Source organism: Streptomyces sp. NPDC005962 (genome assembly GCF_040629205.1).
Lineage (GTDB): Bacteria > Actinomycetota > Actinomycetes > Streptomycetales > Streptomycetaceae > Streptomyces.
On the sequence record NZ_JBEXVE010000032.1, the window covers coordinates 34,766 to 58,750 of the forward strand.

Here is a 23,985-nt window from a genome sequence, read left to right on the forward strand (position 1 = left end):
ATGCTCGATGGGTTCGCGGAGAACCAGGGAAACATGTCCCTGAAGATCCAGCAGGCCCACTTCGAAATCATCCTCGAAGTCATTTCGCTTATCGCGGAATTGGCGATTCTCGCCGTGATGGCCGCTTTCACCGGCGGTGCCTCGGCTTCGGAGATGATCCTGGCCCGAATGAGGGCCAGGCTGTCGATTCTCATGACGGTGGATCGCCTCCTGCGAATGATCCCCATTCTGTCGGCGGGGTCCGGGGGGTTGACGGAGGGCCTCCAGAGCATCGTGGTTCAGCTCACCTCGATGGTCATCAACTCCCCCGGGCAGAAGCCCAACGGCATCGACTGGACGGACGTCGGGCTCAACGTGGCGGTTGGCGCCCTGGCTGACTTTTTCATCAGTAGTCTCGGCGCCTTCGTGCACCAGATCAAGAACAAGCTGTCGAACATCTTCAAGAACAATTTCGACACGGACCTTTTCGGTAAGTTCCGTGTGGATTTCAGTGATCTGTTCACCAGGCATAACCTCAACAATGTGGTGTTCGACGCTCCCACGACGTTCGTGGTCCACGGGATCGGTGAGGCGGGGGCCGAGGCCGCCGTCTTCGGTCAGTTCAATACGGATTCTTTCCTCGGCGCCGGCATGAGTGGGGTATTTGACACGTACAGCTCCGGGGCGGTGCTGCAGGCTTCCATATCGCTGAACAATAAAATGTTCCCCGACGGGAACAAGTTTACCCAGTTCAACAACAAGACGAATGAGATCCTGTTCAACCGCATCGTGGGCGGCTCCCGGGACGCTTCCGCGACGAACTCGGACCCAGGTTCACAGAACCTGACGCCCACGCCCCCCTCCCCGAACGCCACCACGACCGTGGACTCCTCGGTCCTGAACACCCCCAACGCCCCGTACGTCCCCGGCGGAGACGGCATCACGCCGCCGCCCCAGAGCACAGTCGCCGACTACGACGGCTCGGACACCTCGTCCATCTCGTCGTACGACGACTCTTCCTCCAGCGTCGTCGACCGTGACTCGGAGCCGGAGTTCCCGGACACCACGTCCACCTCTTCCGATGTCCCCGACATCTCCACGCTTCCTGCTTCGAACGCGCAGACCACTCCCGACGCCGCAAGCACCTATCTGAAGAACCCGGATCTCCTCAAGGGTCAGAGTGACCTGGACGCCTCGTCGGAGTTCCTGAACGACTCGCTTCTGCCGGACACCTCTGACACCTCGAACCCCCTCACCGGCGAGGACGGACCGAACACCTCGAACCTGCTCAACAACCCGAGTGCGCTCGGCAACCAGGGTTCTTCGAGCAATCAGCTTCCCCTGAACAGCCCGCAGCCCCCCGTATCCCCCGGCTCGCAGCTGAACGGGGGACTCGCCGACGGCTACAACGCCCCCGGCGACCTCGGCTCCGAGCAGAACGATGCCCCGCCGGGCGTCATCGATGCCCCGCACACCCCCGGCAGTGGTGCCCCCAACGCCCAGCACCAGGCCGAGATCACCCACGCGCGCGAGAACTACGGGGGAGCGCTCGCCACGTACGTCAACGCCGCCCAGACCGTTGACGAGCTCGGCCGGACCATCGATGCGGCGGCCGACAACAACGTCGGCATCGGCCCTGACACCACGGTCGCGCTCACGGACGCCCAGGCGCGGGCCCAGCAGGCGCACAATCAACTGCTCGACGCGGCAGTCCAGTTGCGCGACCTGGGTGTCACACCGCACGCCGCCGGGCCGAACGACCCCGGTTACTCCCCGCCCCAGGTCCACCGGGACGCCGTCCAGCGCGAGTGGATCGCCCAGCAGCTCACGACGGAGGACCTGCCGGAGAGCCTTGCGCAGGACCTGCCCCGGCTGCACGGCCCGAACGCCACCGTCTCCACGGCCGATCTGCGCGAGGCGGGCATCACGGTCCCCAGCCCGCAGACGGAGGCGGCCACCACCGGCGACCGTATCGCCGTCGGCGCGTTGGACCCGGTCGACCAGGTACGCCTGCTGATGGCCCAGCCCACCCTCTGGCCGGTGGAGATCGATGCCGTGGCGGCCAACGCGTCGCAGCGGATGTGGGACTCGGCGTACACGGACTTCAAGGCCGCGGCGCTGAGCGGTGATACGGGATCGTCGGCGACGACACCACAGACCGCGACACCGCAGCCGAACGCCACCGCACCACACACCGGCACCCCGCAGCCGACCGAGGCCGAGGCCGACCGGGCCTGGGACAGCGCCATCGCCCTGGTGCTGCCGCTGGAGATACGCCCCGTCCTGGCGGACTCCCGCCACGCCGAATCCCCGTACCGGGACGCGGTGCGGCAGGTCGCCGACCACCTGCTGACGCACGGACCGGACGCGGATTCGAGCGTCGCGTTCGCCGACACCCTCCGCACCGGCCTGGGCCTGCGCCCCCTCGCCCGCGCCACCGCCACGACCACGCCCCCCGTCCCATCGGCCCCGATTTCCCCCGCTCCCCGTCCTGTTGTCACCTCTTCGGAGGGGCCGCAGGACCAGGCCCAGGAAACGGTCGTCCCGTCCCCGCCCCCGCCGACCGCGACCGCCACCACGTCCAAGGGCCTCCCGGCCGACACGCCGCGCATCCCGTCCGACTCCGGCTACGACAGCGCCTCCGACACCGAGGCCGCCTCCGGCACCGACGTCGACTCCATGGTCGACCCGCTATCCGACACCGACACCGACACCCACCCCGGCACCGAGACGCTGCTTGACCCCGCCGACGCCTCGGTGCCGGGGTTGAACGCCCCAGCCGCTTTGGCCGATCTTGCCGCGCGGTTCCCGGCCATGGGGGTGGATGAGCGTGCTGCGGAGTTGGCGTCGTTGTCTGCGAAGGACCGGGTGGAGCTGGCCAAGGACAGGGCGTTGGTGGAGCGTTTGCGTGCCACGTTGTCCGCGGCGGACTTCGGGGCCCTGGCGACCCAATGGCTTGTCGTCGTCCCTTCGGGTGTGGAGCAGCCGGAGGCGGCTCGGGAAGTGGCGGAGGCTCTGGTTGGGGGCATGCTGGGGGATTTGGATGTAGCGGTGGCGCTGCTGACCGGGGGTCGGCAGTTCATTGTGGTGCCCAGGGGTACGGAGTTGACGTCTCTCCCCGAGTTCGCTGATCGGCGCGGCACGTATATCGGGGGTAGTCGTGTTGACTTCGAGCGGGGAATGTACAGGTCACGGCGTTTTGTGGGGGCGTTCTCCGAGGAGAATCTGCTGGGTGAGACCACTGGTGTGGTCGGTGCCGAGAATGCGGTCGACGGCTATTCCATTGCCCGTCATGAAGTGGCTCACGCGATCGAGTCGGTGCTGAGCCGTCAGGACCAGGAGCGGATCGAGGCTGTTTACGAGGCGAAGCGGGCCAGGGGTGCTTCGGAGCAGTGGCCGGACGGTCGCCTCCCCAATTACTCCTCCAGTAGTGTGCATGAGTACTTCGCTCAGCTCAGCAATGCCTACATGGGTGCGAATACGGGCACCGATCCTGGCACCGGTGCTCCGCGTAACAACGGCTCGGAGTGGGTGGAGCAGTTTGATCCGGAGCTGCTGCCGTTGCTGCGGCGGTTGTATGGTCCGGGTCGGAAGGCGGCTTTCGCCGGCCTGTGGGACAACCCGTATCTGCTGACGGGTTTCCGTGCTTTGTGGGATCGGGCCGAGGGCGGGGTGGGGCAGGAGTCCGATGTGCCGGTGCCGCCGTCTGAGGCCGCGGGTTCTCCGCAGGCCGTCTCCGGTGTGGAGTCGGTCGTCCTGCCGTCGGCTGGGCGCGGGGAGCAGACGTCGCCTGGGGATCCGGGGGATCTGCTGGCTCCTCCGACGCGGACTTCTGGCAGGCGGTTGGCCGCGGCTATGCAGCAGATGTTCGGTCCCGGTATCGAGGGGCAGCATGACTACCGTCAGTTGTACAACTCCCTGGTTTTGCTCGACGATGCGCGTGCGGCTGACCCCCGGACGGCTGGTTCTCCGCTTGATCTGGCTGATCTGGCGCGTGGTGTTCTGCACCTTGGCCGCGGGGTGCCTGTCACGTTCGATCTGTATCGGGAGTTGCTGCAGGTTACGGCCAGTGCCGGTCGGCGGGGCTGGGCGGGCAGTGTGGCGAGTATCAAGGCCTATCAGCTGTCCAGGACGGGGGCCGTGTCGTCGCCCACTGCGCTGGGTGATTCGTTCGGGCGTTATTCCGGGCGTAACTGGACAGGTAGCGGTGGTCTCGCGCTTGATGTCGACTATGTGTGGATGCCTGCCGCTCGCGGTGGGGCTGCTGTCTCGTCGCCCGCGCCGTGGGGTGTCCGTCCGCATGTGGTGGTGGCCGAACGGGATGAGGGCTCGGACCGGATCGTTGTGCGGGATGGGTACGGCAATCCGGTGGAGGTGGACGACGACGAGTTCGCCGCACTGATCGCTCTTGACCCCAGCCGTTCTCCGGGCGCTCCGGTGGTGCTGCTCGTGCCGCCTCCGAAGAACAGCTCGGTCGACACGCTGCCGCGGCTGGTCGCGGACCACGCCCGGACCCGCGTGTGGTCCACCTACGGGGTGTTCAGGCTGTCTTCCCCGCCCGGCGGCGGTGGTGTGTTGCGGATCAGCCTGTTGGATGTGGATCCGCTGCGGGAGCCGGTCGGTATCTGGTTCCCCAGTGACCCGGGTATGAGTACGCACGGCCCTGGTGCGCGGCTGTTGGCCCGCGACGGCTCGGCCTTTGACGAGTCCGATGTGGAGTCGTATCCGCTCATCACGGTGGACGGGCAGTCGCTGACCGGCCGGTTTTTCCTGAACAGGACCGAATTGGCCATCTTTGAGCCTGCTTTGCGTGAGCTGTCGACGGTGGCGTACTACATCGACTCGAACGAGGGGCTGCCCGGTGTCGACCGCAGCCGCGAGAGCGGGCTGCTACCGCTGCCCCGTCCGCTGGCGCAGTCCTACATCGCGATGGGACACGGTCACCGTGGCTGGCCGCAGCTGCCGCGCTGGAGTACCGGCGCCAACCAGGGTCTGGAGCCCGGCCAGCTCGGCCGTGTGCTGCGGCGGCGTCCCAGCCTGCAGCGGATGCCCGGCCACTGGCCGGTGTGGCTGCTGTGGTGCAAAATGGGGAGGGTCCGGCCGGGTGCGGACCTGCTGGAATCCCCGCCCGAGGCTTTGGCCATCGCCGCCCAGGTCGGCCGCACCATTTTCGTCTCCGACGCCCTGGTGTCGGTCAGAGCCGCTGACAGCCGGCGGCCGGCGCGGCTGCTCAAGGCTGACGATCCCGACCGGCCCGCGTTCAGCTGGATGGAGTTCCCGCCGCCGCCGAGCGGTGCCGTGCTCAGCGAGTGGGCTGACCTGGCGGGCCTGCCCGCCGACGTGGCGCAGCGTACGACCCGGGTGCTGCGCTGGGTGCTCGCGCTGCGTCAGACTCATGGCGTTCGTATTGATACTGATCCCGCTCGTGTGCTGGAGTTCCGCGCTCTGATCCGGGACTTCGGAGCGCTGGAGATGCAGCGGTTGTGGCAGGGTGCTGGGTCGGTCGAGTCCGGGCCGCTGACCTGGCGTCTGCTGGAGCAGATCACGGCCGACTATGCCTGGCAGGCGGGCTACGCTCCGTCTCCGGTGACGCCCGGCCTGCTGCAGGAGGTGCTCCTGGCGGCGCGCAACGGCACGCTGCGGCTTCCCGCTCCCGCGGCCCAGGCGGGCCCGTCGACGGCTCCGCGGTACGGCGCCGATACGCGGGCGCTTTACCGGCGGCCGGGCGACCCCCCTTGGCTCGGCGGCACGCTCCCCGACGAGGAGACGGCTCCGGCACAACCCGCCACCGAGAGCGAGTCCTCGCAGGAGTCGACGGAGACCCTCCTCGCACCCCCGACGACAGCCGCACGCACTGTTTCCGCGCTTATGCCGGAACCAGCGCAGGACATCTTCGAGCCGGCGCCCACCAACAGTTTCGCCAGTATCGGGGAGATGCTGTCGGAGGCGACCGGGTCCGCGGATCTGCGGCCGCAGGGTCCGCGCTCGGCGTCGGCGGAGTCGGCTGGGGAGCCGCCTACGGTGGAAGCCGACGCGACGCTGTTCGGGGCCCTCCGGTCCCGGTTGCCGGAGGGGACCCCGGGTCCGGCTCCCGGCAGTGCCTCTCCCGTGCAGGTGCCGGCCTCGGTGGCACGGGAGCACGCGCTGGCCTGGTGGTCGGCGATGGGCGGCGCGCCCGAAACGACGCCTGAGGTGCTGGAACAGACCTTCCAGCAGGTTGCCGACCGCGTGGCGCGGGGCGAGCGGCCCGTGCCGTACATGCTGGAGGACGCGACCGGTGGCTTGGCCGACCCGGCCCGCGGTGGTCTGGAGTTCGGCGTCGAGATCGAATTCGATCTGCCCGAGCACCTCACGGACGAGGAGAGGGCGGACGCCCGGTCGGCGATCCTCGCCGACCTGAGAGCGGCCGGACTGACCAGCCAGTCCGAGGTCCACGGGTACCACCGGGCGGTGGATGAGGGGTATTCGGATGCCAGGGACGGGTGGCGCCTGGAGACCGACCCCACTGTGGACGGCGAGCTGATCGCGCCCATCCTGCGTGACACCGAGCAGACATGGATGGACTTGCGGACAGTCGTGGGCATCATCCGCGAGCACGGCGGTCGCATCACGAAGCGGACGAGCTCGCACGTTCATGTGGGAACTCGTCAGTTCGGTACGGATGTCCGGCCGTATGAGGCGTTGCGGGCGCTGTTCACCGGCAACTACGACGAGCTGATCCGGCTGGGGACGGACCCGCGCGCCGACGGCCACCGTGGGCTGAAGCACGCCCGGCAGTTGCCCGAGCGGCACGATGGCTATCACGGCGTCTGGGACACTCCCAGCGGCAGGAACGAGGACGCGCTCAGCTTCAAGAGCGTCCAGGGCAAGGGGTCCGACCACGTGGAGTTCCGGCAGCCGGACGGCAGCCTGGACGAAGCGGAGATCCAGACGAACGTGAAGATCGCGCTGGGTCTTGTGCACGCGGCCCTGCGGCTGGGCCACGCTCCGGACTGGCGACCGCCCGCCCATGAGGAGGCGGGCGCGCACGCCGCGGTGGTGCAGGAGGTGCGCCATGCGGGCGGTGGGCCAGGAACGGTGACGGTCTTCGAGCCGGACGCGCCCGATCAGACCAACCGCCTGCGCGACATGCTGGACACGATCTTCTGGCGGCCCGAGGATCGCGAACAGGCCCTGGCCCGCTTCGCGGTGACACCGTGGTACGGCGGTCTTGGCGCTCGGCAGGCCGATGACGCCTCTTCCGGTCTGCTGCAGCCAGCCGGGGTTCCGGGTCTGGAGGGGCTGGAGCCGCTGGGCAGTGTCTTCGTGAAGAAGGTGCCCGGTGGCGCGGTGTTCCGTCCCACCGACGGTGCGGCCGACCGGGGGGAGGAAGCGACCGTCACCCGGCTGCGCGCCATGCTCCCCGGGGGCGATGGCTTCGTGACGACGGTGGTATTCCAGCGCCGCCCCTTGGTACCGAACGTCTTCGGCTTCGGAGGACACAAGCGGCTCAGCGCGGCGGAGTTCATCGCGTTGCTGCCCCACCTGGGCTGGTCGCCGGGGCAACCACTGGTGATCGCCCACCCGGTTGAGGACACCTCTGGAGGGCTGGTCAATTGGGCCTCCGAGGTGGCTGCCACCATCGGAGCCCCTGTCTACGTCCCGGCCAACGCGAGTGAGTACGCGGAGGACATCGAGATACCGTCGGAGCGCCTGGAGAGTGTCCCGGGGCTGGGGGTCTTCGGCCCGCCCGGTGGTGCGGTGTCCGACGACGGCGAGATGACCACCGTGCCGGGGAACGCGTGGTTCCGGCTGTCGCCGGGGAGCGCGGACGACCGGCCGGTGCAGGATGCCTGGGCGACCGGGTCCGGGTTCGTGGCGTACACGGGCGCGCAGGCGGGGCAGCCGGAGGCGACACCCGAGTTGGCGACCGAGCCGACGACCGCGCCGACCGACACGTTCGTCCGTCCCGATGGGCAGTCGCCGTCGGGGCAGGGCTGGTCCAGCGGTAGTGCTTACGTGCCAGTGAGTGGTCCGCCGTACCCTGACGCTCCGGTGACTGCGACGAGTGCCGCGTATGCGGCGGCGGGTGTGCCGGCGACGTTCACGGGTGTGGTCTCTCCGCTGGATCGTGTGGTTGAGGTCCGGCCGTACGGTCTGCCGACGGGTGGTCTGGGGCGGCCGGAGGCTCACGACCAGCAGCGGCTGGAGCGCGCATTCCCGCGCGATGACAGTGGTGGGTTCGCGCGGTTCCCCCAACCCCGGGGCGCCGGCTGGAGGGACTGGCTCAACACCGCGGGCACCGGCGCTGGCAGTGCGCGGTGGGTGCGGTTGATCAATGGCAGGCGGGCGGGTAACGCGGCGCGGAACTTCAACTGCGTTGATGTCTGCCGCAGTTTTCTGGCGTCGTGGCATGGTCGGCCGACGGTTGCGGCGCCGGTGCTGGCGGCGGGGCCGAACGGTAGGTTCGGTGCGGAGTTGGACGGTCCGGCGCGTACGGCGAGGTGGCTGGGCACGGAGTGGCGGCATCACGATCACGGTGATGAGCGCGATTATTCCCGGATCTCTGCTTCTGCGTATGAGGCCATCGGGAGGCGACTGCTTTCCGGTGGGCATGGTTCGTCCGCGATCGTCAGAGTCTGGCTTCAGGATGGGAATAGCCACGAGTTCAATGGCGTTAATTTCGACGGCCAGGTCTATTGGGTAGATGCCCAGTTCGGGAAGGTGGACGATCGGCCGTTCGATGGTTATGTAGGGTCCGATTTCTTTTCGATCGAGCTCGATCCCAATTTCCAGCCGATCGACCCAGTTCCCCTGCGGCGCGCTTCGGATCTGCCGTTTATCATGAGCGGCCTGGAAAACTGGCCGGCGCCGGCAGGGCTGACGTCGGAAGGGGAATCGTCCTCGCGGCTGTCGCCGCCGCTGCCTTCCTTCTCGGCGGCTCAGCCGCAGGGGCCGCGGCGTCCTGACCTGTTCCTGGGCACGCTCTCGCCGGACAAGGAGGGCGTTGAGGGGCGTTCGCGCGACGAGGACCGCGTGACCGGCACCGTTCCCGGTCCGGTCAATACGGGTGGTCCGGATGAGATGGCGGCGATCGAGCGGGCGGCGGAATCGTCGTCCCTGCAGATGGTGCGGACGGTCACCGACCTCCCCCCGGCGGCCCCCCGCAGCACCGGGCCGGTGGCCCCGCCGGCGCCCGACTCCGCACCCGCCGGGACGCGGGGCGCTCTGAGGTCTGCCAGGCAGGGTGCGGCGTTGGTGGCGAATGTGCTCCGCACGAGGCTTCCGCGTCGTGTCGCCGGGCAGGTGCCGCCCGAGATGCAGGCAGCGGTGGAGCGGCTGGACGCTCTCCGTCAGACGGTTCCGGAGTTCAGGGAGGGGTCCTTCGATCCGGTGCCGCTGGCTCGGAAGATCCTGCATCTGGGGCCGTCTGCTCGGGTGGGTGGGGCGGTGCGTGATCAGTTGTACGCGCTGGTGCGCGAGGCGATGGCGGAGGGGCGGGATACGAGTCTGGCGGCTTTGGGGGCGTTCCATCTCGCCCACCCCAAGGGGGGTGATCTGCTGTCGGAGCGGACTTTGATGTTCTCTCCCGTCGACGGTGTGGTGGTCGGTCGTAGCTTCAAGCGCACGCACGCGCCGCCTGCCACGGGGAGGCGGGACATACGCGGTATCAAGGCCGATTACCTTCTCGAGGCGGATGGCGGGCAGGACCACGTCATGGGGCTGTGGCCGGACCGTTCGACGCGCCGGGTTCCGGGCGATGAGCTCGCCGAATTGCTCGCCATGGACGGGGAACTGGCCAAGCGGCATAAGGACGCCCGGCTGACGCTCATGGTGCCGCGCGCGGGTGACGGTGGGCTGGAGATGCCGCGGCGTATATCCGCCGTGCTTGACCGGAAGGTGCGGGCACACAGCGGTATACCTCGGTGGTCCTTCGGCGTGAACGGGGAGGTGGAAGAGAGGGTGGCGGACCAGCGGGCGCAGATGGTGGCGCTGGGTAAGTGGATCTCCAGCGAGCCCGATGATCTGGGCCCGGATGGTGCGTGGGCCAGGGAGGGGGACGGATTCATGATCCTGGCCGACGGCTCGAAGCTGATGGACCGGCATATGAAGAGTGCCACTGTCACCGATCCTAAGACCGAGAGGCCCGTCGGTCGTATGGTGTTCACCGCCCGCGATCTGATCCCCCGAGAGCCGACGCTTGTCGACGTCCAACGCATGCAGGTCACCCATATCGACCCTGTCACCTACAAGAGAATCGCGCCTTGGCAGGATGCGAAGTGGGCCAGGCTGAAGGCTTATCACTTTGGGTCGCACGGCGTTCCGGGCTGGTTCCAAGTGGTGGACGCGCGGGTGGACGGAGAGGAGGGAGAGAAGGCCGCGGATGCCGAGCAGATCGGCGGGTTCCTGAGGCGCCGCCCGAGTGTTCAGGCGCTCGACCCCAGGGATCCGATCGTCATAGGGGCGTGCTTTGCCAACGCGGCCTTCGACGGTCCCCCTCTCGCTCTGAACGAGGGCGCCGACGTGCCTTTTGTGGCCGATCCGTTGAGGACCCTTTCCCCGGCACGAAAGGTAGCCGAGATAGTCGACCATCCGGCGATCGTCCTCAACCGGGCGCACGCCAGTCATGAGGTCCGCGGGCGCTCCGAGGGCGGGCAGTCGATCGTTGCCACTGCCTGGGGGAAGAAAGGGTGGTGGGCCTGGCTGGAGCCGAAGCCGAAGCCGGAGGTGCTCGACGGTCTCGCGCGGACCGCCTTCGACATACCGGAATCCGCCGATGTGTCGAAGGACGACCTGGATGACGCATTGCTGTTGGTGCGTGCTCTGCGTGAGGTCTTCGGTGACGAGATCGAGAAGGACAGGGACGATCCGGCGGGGGAGTATCAGAAGCTTTGGCGCGGCATCGGGGCGCTGGAGACGATGCGGCGCAAGGATCAGGAGCTGGCCGAGGCGAGTTCCTTCAGCCTGGATTTGCTGGATTATGTGGTGCGTGCCCGGCTCGCGGAGCCGGGGACTGAGCCGGGGACTCCGAAGTCGCGGCCGACCCCGTTCAAGGATGACGCCGAGCTTCACGACGCCGTCGGGAAGGTACTGAAGGAGGCACGGGAGCATCTGGACGGCGCGTCCGGCCGCGCCACCCTGCACGACTTCGTCCCGGCCTCCGCTTCCGGCCGCCTTGACGCCACCGTGGCCAGGATGGGGCTGCTCACCCCGGAGGTCGCCTCCTCCCTGGGGCTGAAGGACGGTCGTCTTCCTGGTCTGGGGGCGCCTTTGCGGGCGCAGGTGTTCTGGGCGATGGTGAAGTCCGGACAGGCGTGGGATGCCCGCCCGGACTCGGACGCCTCGGCGAAACGCTTCCTGCACATGGAGGGTGCCGTCCCCGAGTCGCAGCGGGACGATCTCCGGGAGAAGGCCCTGTGGACCATGACGGCGGCCGCTTTGGTCGGCCTCGATGTGTATGACGATGTGGTGCTGGCCGCGTATGACCTCCAGCGCAACGGGTTGCTCTCCCGGACCACCGAGATCGCGTCGCTCACCGGTAAGATGACGGGCCGCAATCTGACCGTCAGGCCCCTCCGTGACGCACTGGACACGGATGTTTACCGGGTGTCGCACAACGGCAGGACGGCCAAGGGCAAGATAGGCACAGCCACGGACACCGATGCGTTCTTCTTGATGGTCGACGGTGACCAGGATCGTGTCGAGGTTCCCTGGCCCAAGGGTGGCACCCGCCGGGTGCCGTATGAGGAGATCGTCGCGCTCCTCGGACTCGACCCCGACCTTCGCATGCGCCCGCTCAAGACGCCCATCGCTTTGGTCGGACCGAGCGCGGGTCCGGGAGGCGACCGGATGGCGGAGGCCCTGGCGGCCCGGAAGGGGACGGCCAGGACCGTGCTGAGGCCCACACACCCCGCCAAGGTGGTGGATGACAGACGGGCACAACGGAACGTGATCGTGCTGACGGCGGACCCGACGCGGTCGAGGCGCGAGGACGACTGGGCACGCACGCATCCTCCGGCTCTGACCACGGGGGGGCATGCCCCCGAATCGGTCATCACCCGGGGCCCGACTGCCCCTCCCAGGAGGATCACGCAGCCGCCTGTACGGGACACGACGCCGCCCGCCCCGCCGCCCTCGCCGCCGTCCGAGCCACCCTCGTCCCTGGGGACCACCCCGCCGCCCGGCCAGAAGCCCGGGTCGCGGCCGGCCGGGGTGCAGATCGACGAGGAGCTGGACGAGCGCCGCCCGGCGCGCGTCGCCACCGAGATGCTGCCGCCGCCGCGGGTGCACCGGCCCAGCGCGTTCACCGACGACAGCCGCATGCCCGGCTACGTCGACGGCTTCCTGCCGCTCCCCGGGGACGAGTCCGACGACACCGCCATGCCGATCGCCTTCGGGCAGAGCGATGTGCACATCCGCAGCGGGGAGCGGATCTCGGAGCACATCGACATCGAGATGCGCGCCCGCGGCCCGGAGACCGCCCCGGGCGAGGAGCGCTCCGAGCGCCACCGGGTGCGCGGCGGCGGCATCGAGGAGTCCGTCTTCCGCCGGATCAAGCGGGCGATGCGGCAGCGTCCGCAGACCTTCGCCGGGGACGGCCGCGAGTTCGTCTACCGCACCGAATCGGACCGGTTGCGCAAGCTGCACATCACGATGCGCAACTACGGCGAGTGGACCAAGTTCACCGACGGGGCCTCGCCGACCAGGGTCGACAACAGCTACCGCGCCCAGGCCAGCATCGGCGGGTCCAAGACGATCGGCCAGACCCGCCAGTTCGCTCCGACGGTGCCGCTGGGACCGCAGCCGACGGTCGTCTCCCTGTGGGGCCGGCTCGGCATGCGGCTGGGCGGCATCCGCGAGGTCACCTACTCCGCGCAGGACCAGGTGCTGAACGTGGGGGAGACCCGCGGGTGGGACACCTCGCACCCGTTCCTGGACGATGCGTACATCGAGGTGCGCATCACCGACGCTGAGCAGCCGCGCCCGGCCAGGCAGGGGGTACTGGGCACCCGCTGGCGGGCCCGCCCGGCCCGGGAGGCCGCCCCGGACGTGGAGTTCGGCTTCGGCGTGCGCCACGGTCTCAAGGCGCGGCTGCCCGAGGCCGCGACCCGGAAGGCCGCGTTCCGCCGGACCCCGAAGACCCTCGACCTGGGTCCCCAGTCCGACTACCGGCTCGTCGTCACCGAGGACTTCGGCCCTGTCGCGCGGATCCGTGACTGGGCGGTGGACCGGATCGGCGCCGAACCCAACTCATCGGCCTACCGCGAGCTGGACCGCTTCCTGTCCTCCCAGAACTTCCACCAGCTCTCCGGGCGGCTGGCCAAGTCCGCGGTGCCCGGCAAGCCGCTGTTCGCCGACGACAGGAAGAACACCCCGCTGGGCAGCTTCGTCATCGAACGGATCGTCCCCGGGCGGGCCGTGCTGGCCTCGGAGACCGACAAGGCGGAGCTGCGCGACTCGGCCTTCCTGACGGTGCAGAACACCCGGAAGCAGACCAAGGCGCTCTCCAGGGACATCACCCTCTTCGTCGGGCCGACGTTCAACGTGCCGGGCTTCGGGTTCATCTCCGGCTGGATGGACAAGGTCAAGCCCCGCATCCAGCTCGGCGGCAGCGCGCGCGTTGGGCACGTCCGGGGCCGTTCGGCGATGACCGGCGGTTCGGGCGCGGTCCGCTCCGTCGGCCGGGCCAAGAGCGTCACCACCGACCTGTACCGGGTCGAGAAGACCGTCTGGATCCGCAAGACCGGTGACGCGAGGGCGACGCCGTTCCCCACTTGGAGCCTGGACCGGATGACGCGCTCCGAGGCGCGCCGCCTGGCCGGGATGGAGGACGAGACGGCCTTCGGGCGCACGGAGCCGTTCGCCCCCGCCTACCTCACCGAGAACCGTCCGCCGACCCTCGGCATGTCCCGGCCCGTGCAGTTCCTGTACGCGGGCGGCCAGTACAGCCGCAGGTTCCCGGAGTCCACCGAGGGCACCGACCTCCCCGTGGAGGAGCAGGACACCGCGTCCGCCGAGGACAGCCCGAAGGTCACCTTCGCCGACCGCACCCGGCTGGAATCCTTCACCCACCAGGTGGTGGCCGCCGTCGAGGCCAAGTACCCCACCATGGTGGCCCGCTTGGAGGACCTCGGCGACCCGGACGACAAGCGGTGGCGCAACCACGCGCACTACCAGATGGTGCTGCACAACACGCTCACCGTCATCAACGCGCTGTCGCACCACAGCATGGCCGGCAACCTGGAGGCGATGAGCCGGACGGGCCTGCGGATCGGCCTGGTGAACCCCGGCCGGTTCACCCGCGGCTACTCCTACATCTGGCTCGACGCGGAGCTGACCAACCGCGCCTTCGCGGGCCCCACGGACACGATCCTGCGCCACAGCGCGCCCGGTGTCACGAACCTGGACGAGGTCCAGCACGCGGTCCACGGGACCGAACTGGGCCTCGAAGGTGTGGTGGCGCTGCGGGACACCGCCACCGACAACATCGGGTTCGCCGCGCACGCCCTCACCGGCCAGGCCGGTTACCAGGCCGGATGGCAGACGCGCGACGAGTCCGGCTTCGGCTCGACCGCCACGTTCGACCAGATGGCGATCACCACCAAGCCGGGCAACCTGTACTCCTACGACTTGGCCCTCACCGTCAGCACCGGCGGCTACTGGCGGCCCCGCAGTCTCCTGCGCGGCCTGGTCAGCTTCGGCATCCTCGGCACCCACCTGTTCGTCCTGGGGCCCAAGGGCCGCGGCGACATCATCGGCGGCAACGCCGAGGTCCCGGCCGTCCGGGGCAAGGTGCTGCTCAGCGTCCCGGCCGACCACTCCCCGGCGACCGACCCCCACGCCCCGGGCGCCGACAACCCGTTCCTGGACCCGAAGCCCGTCACCCGGTCCCCGATGTCCCGCGCCGACGCCAGGCAACTGCTCGACGCCTCCACCGAGGACGGCCGGGACCCGGGGCCGCTGGACGGGCTGCCCCACCAGACTCTCTCCGTGGTGGCCCCGAAGGAGGCCCGGGGGATCGTCGACCGGGTCCTGGAGAAGGCGTCCCACGGCAAATGGCAGCTCACCCGCGAGGGCGCCCCCGCGCACGACGCCGCCGTCCGCCCGGAGCAGGCGCAGTTCCTGACGGCCAACGCCGACCAGAACGCGAGCGCCACCGGGTCGCGCACCACCGGCCTGTTCGGCAAGGGCCCCTACATCGACTGGCTGGCCACCGTCGTCCACCGGATGCGGATCACCAACGTGCGGGCGCTGACCCGGCCGCAGCCGATGGAGACCGAGGTGACGGTCGGCGGCTCCACCAAGGCGTCAGGGGCGCAGACCAAGAGCTTCACCCAGCAGGCCGGCATCACGGCCGTCTACGGACACTCCCACGCCGGCGGGCCCGGGGTGACCGGCAGCTACGGCGCGGTCTGGCGGCCGTGGTGGCGCAGCCGGGGCTCCAGCGGCACCATCACCCGCACCGTCACCTCGGACATCACCCGGTCCGACCAGGGCCACCAGGTGCTGGCCACCGGCGACGCCGAGCACGAGGTGGCCGCCGAGACCCGCTCCTCGGGCATCCTCTCCTCGCTCGGCGCGGTGGTGCGCAGGCTGCACGACTGGGCCGGTGAGCGCCAGGTGGTCAAGGGCGGCTGGCTGGGGCACCTGCCCGAGCGGATCGCCCACCAACTCGGCCTCATCGCCGGCGACGAGTCCGGCGGCGGCCCCCGGTACACCCGCCGCCGGTGGCTCCAGCCCCGGTGGTTCCACAAGGCCCCGTTCGCCACGTACCCGGTCAACTCCCTGGACACCACCGCCGTGGTGGAGCGGTTCGAGCAGCGCTTGCGCGACAGCGGCCTGGACGACGACAGCCGCGAGGCGATCCGCCAACTGACCTCGGCCCGGGTCACCCGGGCGCTGCGCCGCGAGATGGCCGGGATGGGCTCCTCGGTGACGGCCCGGATCAGCGCCTTCGGCTGGAAGCGCATCCAGATCGGCGGACGGAACGTACGCGTCCGGGTGCAGCTCGAACCCGTGGGCGAGCAGGAGTTCGTGCGGCTGTGGCCCCGCACCGAGCTGTGGGACAACCGGTGGGCCGTCGAGAGCTTCAGCGACACCTCCCGGGTGGGCCGCGGCAAGGACGCCGGAACGCTGGTCAACGAGGGCGTCCACACCGGTGACGCCGTCGTGCCCATGGCGGGACCGTCGCTGACCGAGACCGGCTCCAACCGGCAGAACCTCTCCGCGACCGACGCCCGGATCCGCGGCCGGCTGTGGACCTCGAGCACCAGCGAGCCGCACGCCGAGTTCGCCACCCGCTACCGGCTGCGCATCACCATGGAGATGGGCAGCAAGCGGGGCGAGGGCGGCTGGAACGGCACGTCCCGGCGGATCGAGGAGAGCGGGGAGGTCGGCAGCCAGCGCGAGATCGTGCCGCTCAGCCTGATGCGGCCGGACGCCGCCCCGGGCGCCCCGACGGACCGCCCCGACCCGCTGGCCCCGCCGGAGATCGCCGACGAGCCGCCCGCGGTGAACGTGCTCACCGGGACCGCCAACCCGCTGCGCGGGGGCTTCGGCGGCCTCGAAGCCTGGCGGTCCATCGCGCTGCCGGACGGGACCGACAGCCCGTTCGCCCCGCCGCGGAACGGCTTCCACGTCCGCAACATCATCGGCGCGCAGAGCATCCTCGCGGCGAGCACCCTCGCCCTGGGCAAGGCGTACGACAACCGGCTGGCCGCCCTCTCGGGCGAGGTCACGGGCGAGGAGCTGGAGCGGGCGCTGCGCACGGCGCGGGCCACCCCGCTGACCGCCGAGGGCACCGGCTCCGCGCAGGTGCTGGAGGACGCACACGGCTCCGGGGCGCTCTCCGCGTTCTTCGAGCAGGCGTCGGGCAACGCGGGCTACGAGACCAGCGGCCTCGTGGCGAACGCCATCTCGGACCACTCCGAGGGCGCGCTCCGGGTGTTCTCCCGGCCGGACTTCACGCGTGCGCAGCTCCTGGCGGTGGCCGACGGCGCCCGGATGGAGTCCTCGACCCGGATCACCCAGAGCGACAACGCGGCCGCCTCCCAGGGCGGCGACCACAACACCGTCATCGGCGGCACCCCCGCCCTGAAATCGGACACCGTCGGCTGGGCGAACCCGGGGGCCACCGGCACCGGTGCCGACACCTCCGACAGCGACGGGCGCCTGATCGCCAACGACCAGGCGCGCCAGGTGAACATCAAGCCCAGCACGGGCCGGGTCTTCGCGTTCGCGATCCCCACGGCCTGGCTGAGCGTCGCCGACGTCCACCGGCAGTTCAAGGACCTGTCGTCCAGCCAGTGGATCCGCAAGCACGTACTCGGTTCGCTCGGCGGCGTCGACCCCGGCCCGCAGAGCGTCGAGGCGCAGACCCACGTGCTGGCCTGGGTGCGCGAGGACGTCGCCCGCGGGCTCGGGCTGATCACCGACGACACCTTCCCCGAGACCGTCGCCAAGGCCTGGGACAAGGTCAAGGACGCGGCCGAGACCTGGGACGACGCGGACGCGAAGTACTGGGAACTGCGCCGCGACCTGCCCGATCTGGTGGAGACCGCCGAGGCCGCCCGGACGGTGCGCGCCCTGGCACGGAGGGAGCGCCGGGCCGCCGAGAACGCCGAGCGTGACGAGCGGGCCGCGACGCGGCGCGACCTCGCCGCGGCGACGGCCGCCGCGAACGCCGTGCTCCAGCAGGCCCCTGACGACTTCCCGGACTCGGTGGCCGGCACCCTGCGGTCCGCCATCGAATGGGCCGGGCAGGCGATGCAGGCGTACAAGGACGCCGCGCTGGACACCCTGGCGGAGACCGCCCCGGCCGCGCGGCGCGAGGCCCACGAGGCGCGGCTCGCGCACGCCCGTAAGGCCCTGTCCGAGGCGGACGCCCTGGTGGAGTCCATCCGGCGCGGAGAGCGGGACCGGATGGTGGCGGAGGCACGGCGGGCTTTTGACGCCCGCCGGGCCGCGGCGGCCGAGCGCGTGGCGAGCGCGCGGGACGCGGCCCACGCCGCGGCCCAGACCCACCGGGCGGCGCGGAAAGCCCTGGACGCGTGCCTCACCGAGGTGAGCGACCAGGAGGGCAAGGCCGAGACGGCGGCGGAGGCCCTCCACCACCTGCGGGCCCAGACCGACCGGCTGACCCGCTGGTACCGGCTGCCCGAGGACCCGCCGAGCGCCGAGGAGGGCGCCGTCCCGACCCGCGCCGGGCTGCCCGAGCCCACGGTGACGGAGCTGATGCCGGAGCCGAAGCGGGCGCCGGGCGGACTGGAGACGATCGTCGAGGAGCCCGAGGGAGAGACCCCAGGAACCGGCCCCACGGGCACCCCCGGTACGGGCACCACGGTCCCGAAGACGCCCGGCGCCGAGACCGCCGGGACGGAGACCGGTACCGAGACTGCCGGGACGGAGCGGCCCCAGGATGCCCGGGACGAGATGTTCGAGGAGCCGCCCGCCGCCCCGCCGCGCTACACCCCGGTGACCGCCCTCGACGACGGCGCGCCCGCGGTGAAATCCCCCGAGGGGACCACCCACCGGCTGCACGACGTGCCCGCGGACAACTCCTTCTACCGCGCCTTCCAGCAGGCGCTGCCCGCCGCCCGCACCCGCGCCGACGGCACGCCCCTCGACGTCACCGGGCTGCGGAGCGTGTTCGCCGACGTGGTGGACGGGCTGCCGCTGGACTCCCCGCTGCTGGCCTTCCTCTCCCCGGACGAGTCGGACACCTTCGCCGCCGCCGAACTGGACTCCGCCGCCCTCGACCTGGGCACCGACACCCCGCAGCGCCGGGAGTTCGACAGCCTCGGCGTGATCCCGCACTCGGCCGGCGACCGGCCGACCCCCGACCGGCGCTACCAGCCGCTGAGCCCCGCCCAGCGCCGCGGACTGGCCGCCGCACAGTTGCGGCGCGCGGCGGACGCCGCGAACGACACCGGCTGGAACCACAGCGCCGCCGACGTGCTGCCCGCGCTCGCGGCCCGCCGGTACGGGGTGGGCGTGCGCGTCGTCCGCGAGGACGGCACGTTCCAGGACTTCGCCCCCGACGCGCGCCGCCCGCTGCCCGACGACGCCGAGCGCGTCGTGCTGTACCTGGCCGACGGGCACTTCCAGGCTGTGGGACCGGACGCGGTGGCCGAGGGGCCGCCGCCCGCGCCGAAGCCCATGGACCCGGTGGACGAGTCCCTGCTGACCGCCCACGCCACCCGCCCGTGGACCTGGGAGGGTCTGGACGACGCGACCTACGCGGACCAGCCCAAGTTCGACGCGGCGAGCGACCCCCGCACGCTGGCCGACCCCGACGGCTTCGTCTACGACCTGGTCGGGACCGACATCGGGGTGGGAAACATGTTCTACTCCGCTGTCGCGGTCGCCCTCGGGGCCGACCCGCGCGGCGACCACGGGTTCGACGTCGTCGACGAACTGGCCGAGCTGCTGGACACCGAGCCACTGCCGACGGGGGTCCGGCTCGACCCGCGGGCCAGGTTCACTGTGGAGGAGCTGTACGAGGCCGGGTTCCGGCGTCCGCTCACGGACAGGCTGCGCCGGGAGTTCGAGCGCGGCGGCGGCCGGCTACCTGCCGAGTTGCCGCTGCCCCCACACGTGCGCGAGGGCCTGATCCGCGCGCATCTGCGGGCCGCCCGCCGATGGAACCGCGACACGGCCCTGCTCGCCGCCGAACTGGTCGCGAACGGCAGGGGCCTGCACGTGACCTTCGTGCACGAGAACGGCACGATCGACACCTTTGGCAGCGCGTCCCCCGACGGCCGCAACGCCATCGTCCTGTACGAGCGCGGCGGCGACTTCCTCGCGGCGATCCCGCGCGGATCGGGCAACCCGCGCGCCCCCTGGAACTTCCGGAGCACCCGGCCGGCCCCGCCCCCGCCCCCGACGCGGCCCGCCCCGGTCCCGTCGGTGGTCGTCGTGCCCCCGGAAGGACCGGCCGCCGGCAAGGGCGCGCCGAAGCCCCCGCCGAGCGGACAGGAGCGGACACGGCCGGTGAACCACGGCCTGCTGCCGCCGCTCGGCACGCCTCCGTCCGGCACCCAGGACCCTTCCGGCGGCCAGGCACGGACGGGTACCCAGGACCCGTCGCAGGCCGGCCAGGCGCCGTCCACGGTGGAGACCGCCGACGCGCCGTCCACGGTGGAGACCGCCGACGCGCCGTCCGGGTCGCCTCGGGGCGACGCCCGCCAGGAAGCCGAGACCCTCGCGCTCACCTGGGACGAGCACACGCGGGCACGGCAGGGCGTGACCGAGGCCGTCGGGACCGCCGGGACCGGCCCGGCCGCCGCGGCCCGGCTCCAGGAGGCCCTGGAGTGGCTGGAGGACGCCACGGCGCGGCTGTACGCCCTCGGCGTGCCGCCCACCCGGCTGGCCGCCGCCGGCAGGCTCGGGGACACCGCCCCGGCCCCCGGGCTGGACGACGACCGGCGGGACTGGCTCGCGCGCCAGGTGGAGGAGACGGACCTGACCTCCGGCGCGCCCCGGCTCGCCCCCGACGCACAGGTGACGGCGGACCAGCTCCGAGACCTCGGCGTCGCCCTGACGCCGAGCCAGGTGATCCAGGTCGAGCTCGGCGCCGGCTGGTTCCCGGCGCGGGATCTGGCCCCGCTGGTCCAGGTGCGGCTGCTGCTGGGCCGGCCCGGGCCGGGGCCGGACGGCATCGACACGGTCGCGGCCGCGGTGGCGCGGCGGCTGTGGCGGTCGGCGTTCGACGCGTTCGCGGCGGACACCGCGGCGCGCGAGGGCGCGGCCCCGCCGGAAGGTGACACGGAGCCCGGGGACGACGCGGCGGCGCGGGAGACCACGGCGTGGGACGCCGCGGGGGCCTGGGACCTCGCCGCCTTCCTGGTGCTGCCCACCGGGCCGGACGCGGCCCGGACCGATGTCCGGTACGCCGGGGACGCGTTCCGGGCGGCGGTCCGGGACGTCGCCGTGCATCTGCTCGCCCACGGCCCGGACGCCCGCTCGGCCGTCGAACTGGCCGACACCCGACGCCGGGAGCTGGGACTGCGCCCCCGGTGGACCGAGGCCGACCTGTTCGCGCCCCGCCCCCGCCCGGCGGTGTCGTCTGCCGCCGTGTACTCGTCCGACGTCGAGATGCAGGAAGCCGACACGTCGTCGGAGTCGGAGAGTTCGGAGTCGAATTCGGACTCGGACGCCGGGATGGAGGACGTCCCGGGAGAGGGGGAGCCGGAATCGGACGCGGAGTCCTGGGATTCCTCGGAGTCCTGGGGTTCCTCGGAGTCCTCCGACTCCTCGGCGGGCGTGTTCTCGGACGTCCTCTACTCCTCCGACGAGGACGCCTCCGACACGTCCGAAGACAGCGAATCGTCGGACGAGGAGTCGGATTCCGTCCCGGGCAGCTCCCAACCCGCCGCGAAGCCCGCCTCCCGGGGCCTGCTGCCGTCGCAGGCCGAGGTGAGGTTCACCAGTCCGTCCGTCGAACTGTCCCCCGCCGAGACCGCGAAGCTGCGGACCCTGGCCCGCCGCCTGGCCGCCGCCGGGCTGCGGAACCAGCGCGCCGGGGTGCCCCTGCCCGAGATCGTCGTCGTCGGCTACGGCGACGACGTGCGCTCCAAGGGCGAACTGCCGGCCCTGCAGGAGCTGGCCCGGCAGCGCGGCGCGGAGCGGGCCCGTGTCACGCAGCGGGCGCTGATGCTGGAGCTGGCCGGTGCGCTGAGCGTCCTCCAGAGCTTCGTGCCGGCCGGAGCGCCCCGCCTGGAGGCCACCCAGTTCCCCATCCAGCGGACCGGCCACCCCGAGGTCCCCACCAACGGGAACATCCCCCAGTTCCCCCGGCCGACGACGATCCGGATCATCTCCGCCGACCGGGCGAAGGCGGTGGAGATGCTGGACCGGCTGCGCCGCCGGGAGAAGAGCCTGCGTCATGGGTCGCTGGACGTGGACACGCTCGCCCGGCGTCTCCTCCACCTGCCCCAGGGCCTCAGGGTCGACCAGGACGTCCGGAACGAACTGCTGGACCTGGTGCTGGACGCGGACCGGGCGGGCCGGGCGACCGGCCTGGACGCCCTGGGGGCGTTCCACGCCCAGCAGCAGGGCCTGTTCGACAGCCGGTTCCGGTTCACCGACGCCCATAATCCGAACGACCCCGCGGGCCTGAACTGGACGGACGACAAGGTCGCCTCCATCGACACCACCACGGTCGAGGCGGTCACGAAGGACGGGGGCCAGATCACCGACGTAGGGGTGGACGACCCGTCGTGGGCGTGGGACGAGCCTCTCTACGTCGTGGCCGCCAAGGGCGGCCGGGACCGGGTGGTGGTGCCGTGGCCCGACGGCACCACCCGCCCGCTGGGCATCGGCGAGTTCGTCGAGCTGATGGCGCACGACCCCGTCCTGAACTCGCTGGTGCCCGGTGGCGTGCCGATTGCGCTGGCCATCCCGCGCGCGGGACACGGCCTGCTCTACCTGCCGCGCATGCTCGCGTTCCGCACCGGCCGCACGGTGCACGCGCACATCGGCGAGGTGGAGCTGACCGTCGAGCCGTCGGGGCGGGCGAAGATCAGGGTGGTCCGGCAGAAGGGGGGCGCCCAGGGCGACTGGGTGCCCAACAGCCCCGACCGCGACCCCGGATCGCCCGGTGACGTGCCGGACTGGCACCACGCCGTGGTGACCCAGGCCATCGTGAGTAAGCACACCAAGCAGTTCGTCGGCCGCTCCGCGTTCGACGCCGCCGATCTGGATGAGAACCGGGAGGACTACCTCCGCAACATCGACCAGACCAAGCACTTCACCCACTTCAACCCCGCCACCGGCTTCATGTCCCCGCTGTTCGTCCCGGCGGACAGGGACCCGGACGAGGCGAAGCCGGCCGTCTACCAGAGCGGCCACGGGTTCCCCGAGGGCATCGACCTGCCGATGGAGGACGGCCGCACCAGGAGACTCGACGGTCCCGAAACGGAGGGCTGGGCCCGGGCACGGCGCAACAGCCTGTCCGGCTACCCCAAGACCCATTGGAGCGACCTGGAGATCTGCTGGGCGGGCTCGTTCCGGGACGCCGGGGTGCCCCTGAACGAACTACTCCCCAACCATGCCTACGCCGGGCCGTATGTCGCCGACCCGCTGGAGGACGTGCCCATCGGCCAGCGCTACGCCAACGGCCAGCGGCGCAAGGTGCGCTGCACCATCCGGAGCGCGGCGCTCGCTCGTATCACGAACGGGGCCTACTTGCGTTTCCTGTACACCGACCCCCAGGGACGGCGGTCCGCGCGGGCGAAGTTCTTCCCCGAGCCCAGGGCCGGTGAGCTGAGCCGCCGGGCGCGGGCGATCGGCTTCAGCGGTCCGGGCGGGCGGGTGTCCGGGAAGCAGCGGCACCGGACGCTGCGTCTGGTGCGGGCGCTGAAGCTGGTGCTGGGCAATGAGGTGGACGACGCCGTACGCATCGAGAAGGACCCCCGCTACGCCAAGCTGCTGGACGGCGCCGCCGCCCTGGACTGCATGTGGCAGGCCGACCCGAGGTTCCGCGGCGCGGGCCCGTTCACGATGGACCTCTTCCACCGGATCGTCGAGGCGTCGCTGCCCGCGGGGCAGACCGAGGCGCGCCGGGCGGACTACCGGACGGTGCTCCTCAAGGCGGCGGACGCGGCCCCCGGCACGCGCCTGGCCGACCTCGTGACGCTGCCGCCCGCGGTCGACGCGGCGAGCACCTGGAAGGACGGACACCCCCGCCCGCGGGACTTCGACGACACCGTCGCGTTCCTGATGAAGGTCCGACCCTTGGAGGTGAACGACAGTCACCGGTCCCGGGTGTTCTGGGCCCGGGTCAGGGCCCACGAGCTGCTGGACCGGCCCGGCCCGGACGTCGACACCCTCGCCCGCAAGGCCCTCCACCTGGAGACGACCGACCCGGTGGACGACGGGCGGCGCATGGAACTGCGGACTTTGACTACCAAGGCGTTCGCCCGCGGCCGGGACGCGAACAATCCCGACGCGCTGGCCGCGTTCCACCTGGAGTCCGGCGCCTACCTCAAGGCCGACGAGCTGTTCGACCCGTTGCGGGGCGATGAG

The 23,985-nt window shown here is 71.1% G+C and carries 1 protein-coding gene (running past one end of the window); it reads left to right on the forward strand.

What is annotated here, in order from left to right; genetic code table 11:
• A protein-coding gene (locus ABZ370_RS36255; protein WP_358630190.1) for a lonely Cys domain-containing protein crosses the window boundary here: on the forward strand, positions 1–23,985 show its 5' portion. Its footprint extends 21,195 nt past the window's final position; 23,985 of the gene's 45,180 nt are visible here — the first part of the coding sequence; its start codon is at positions 1–3; the stop codon falls past the right edge of the window.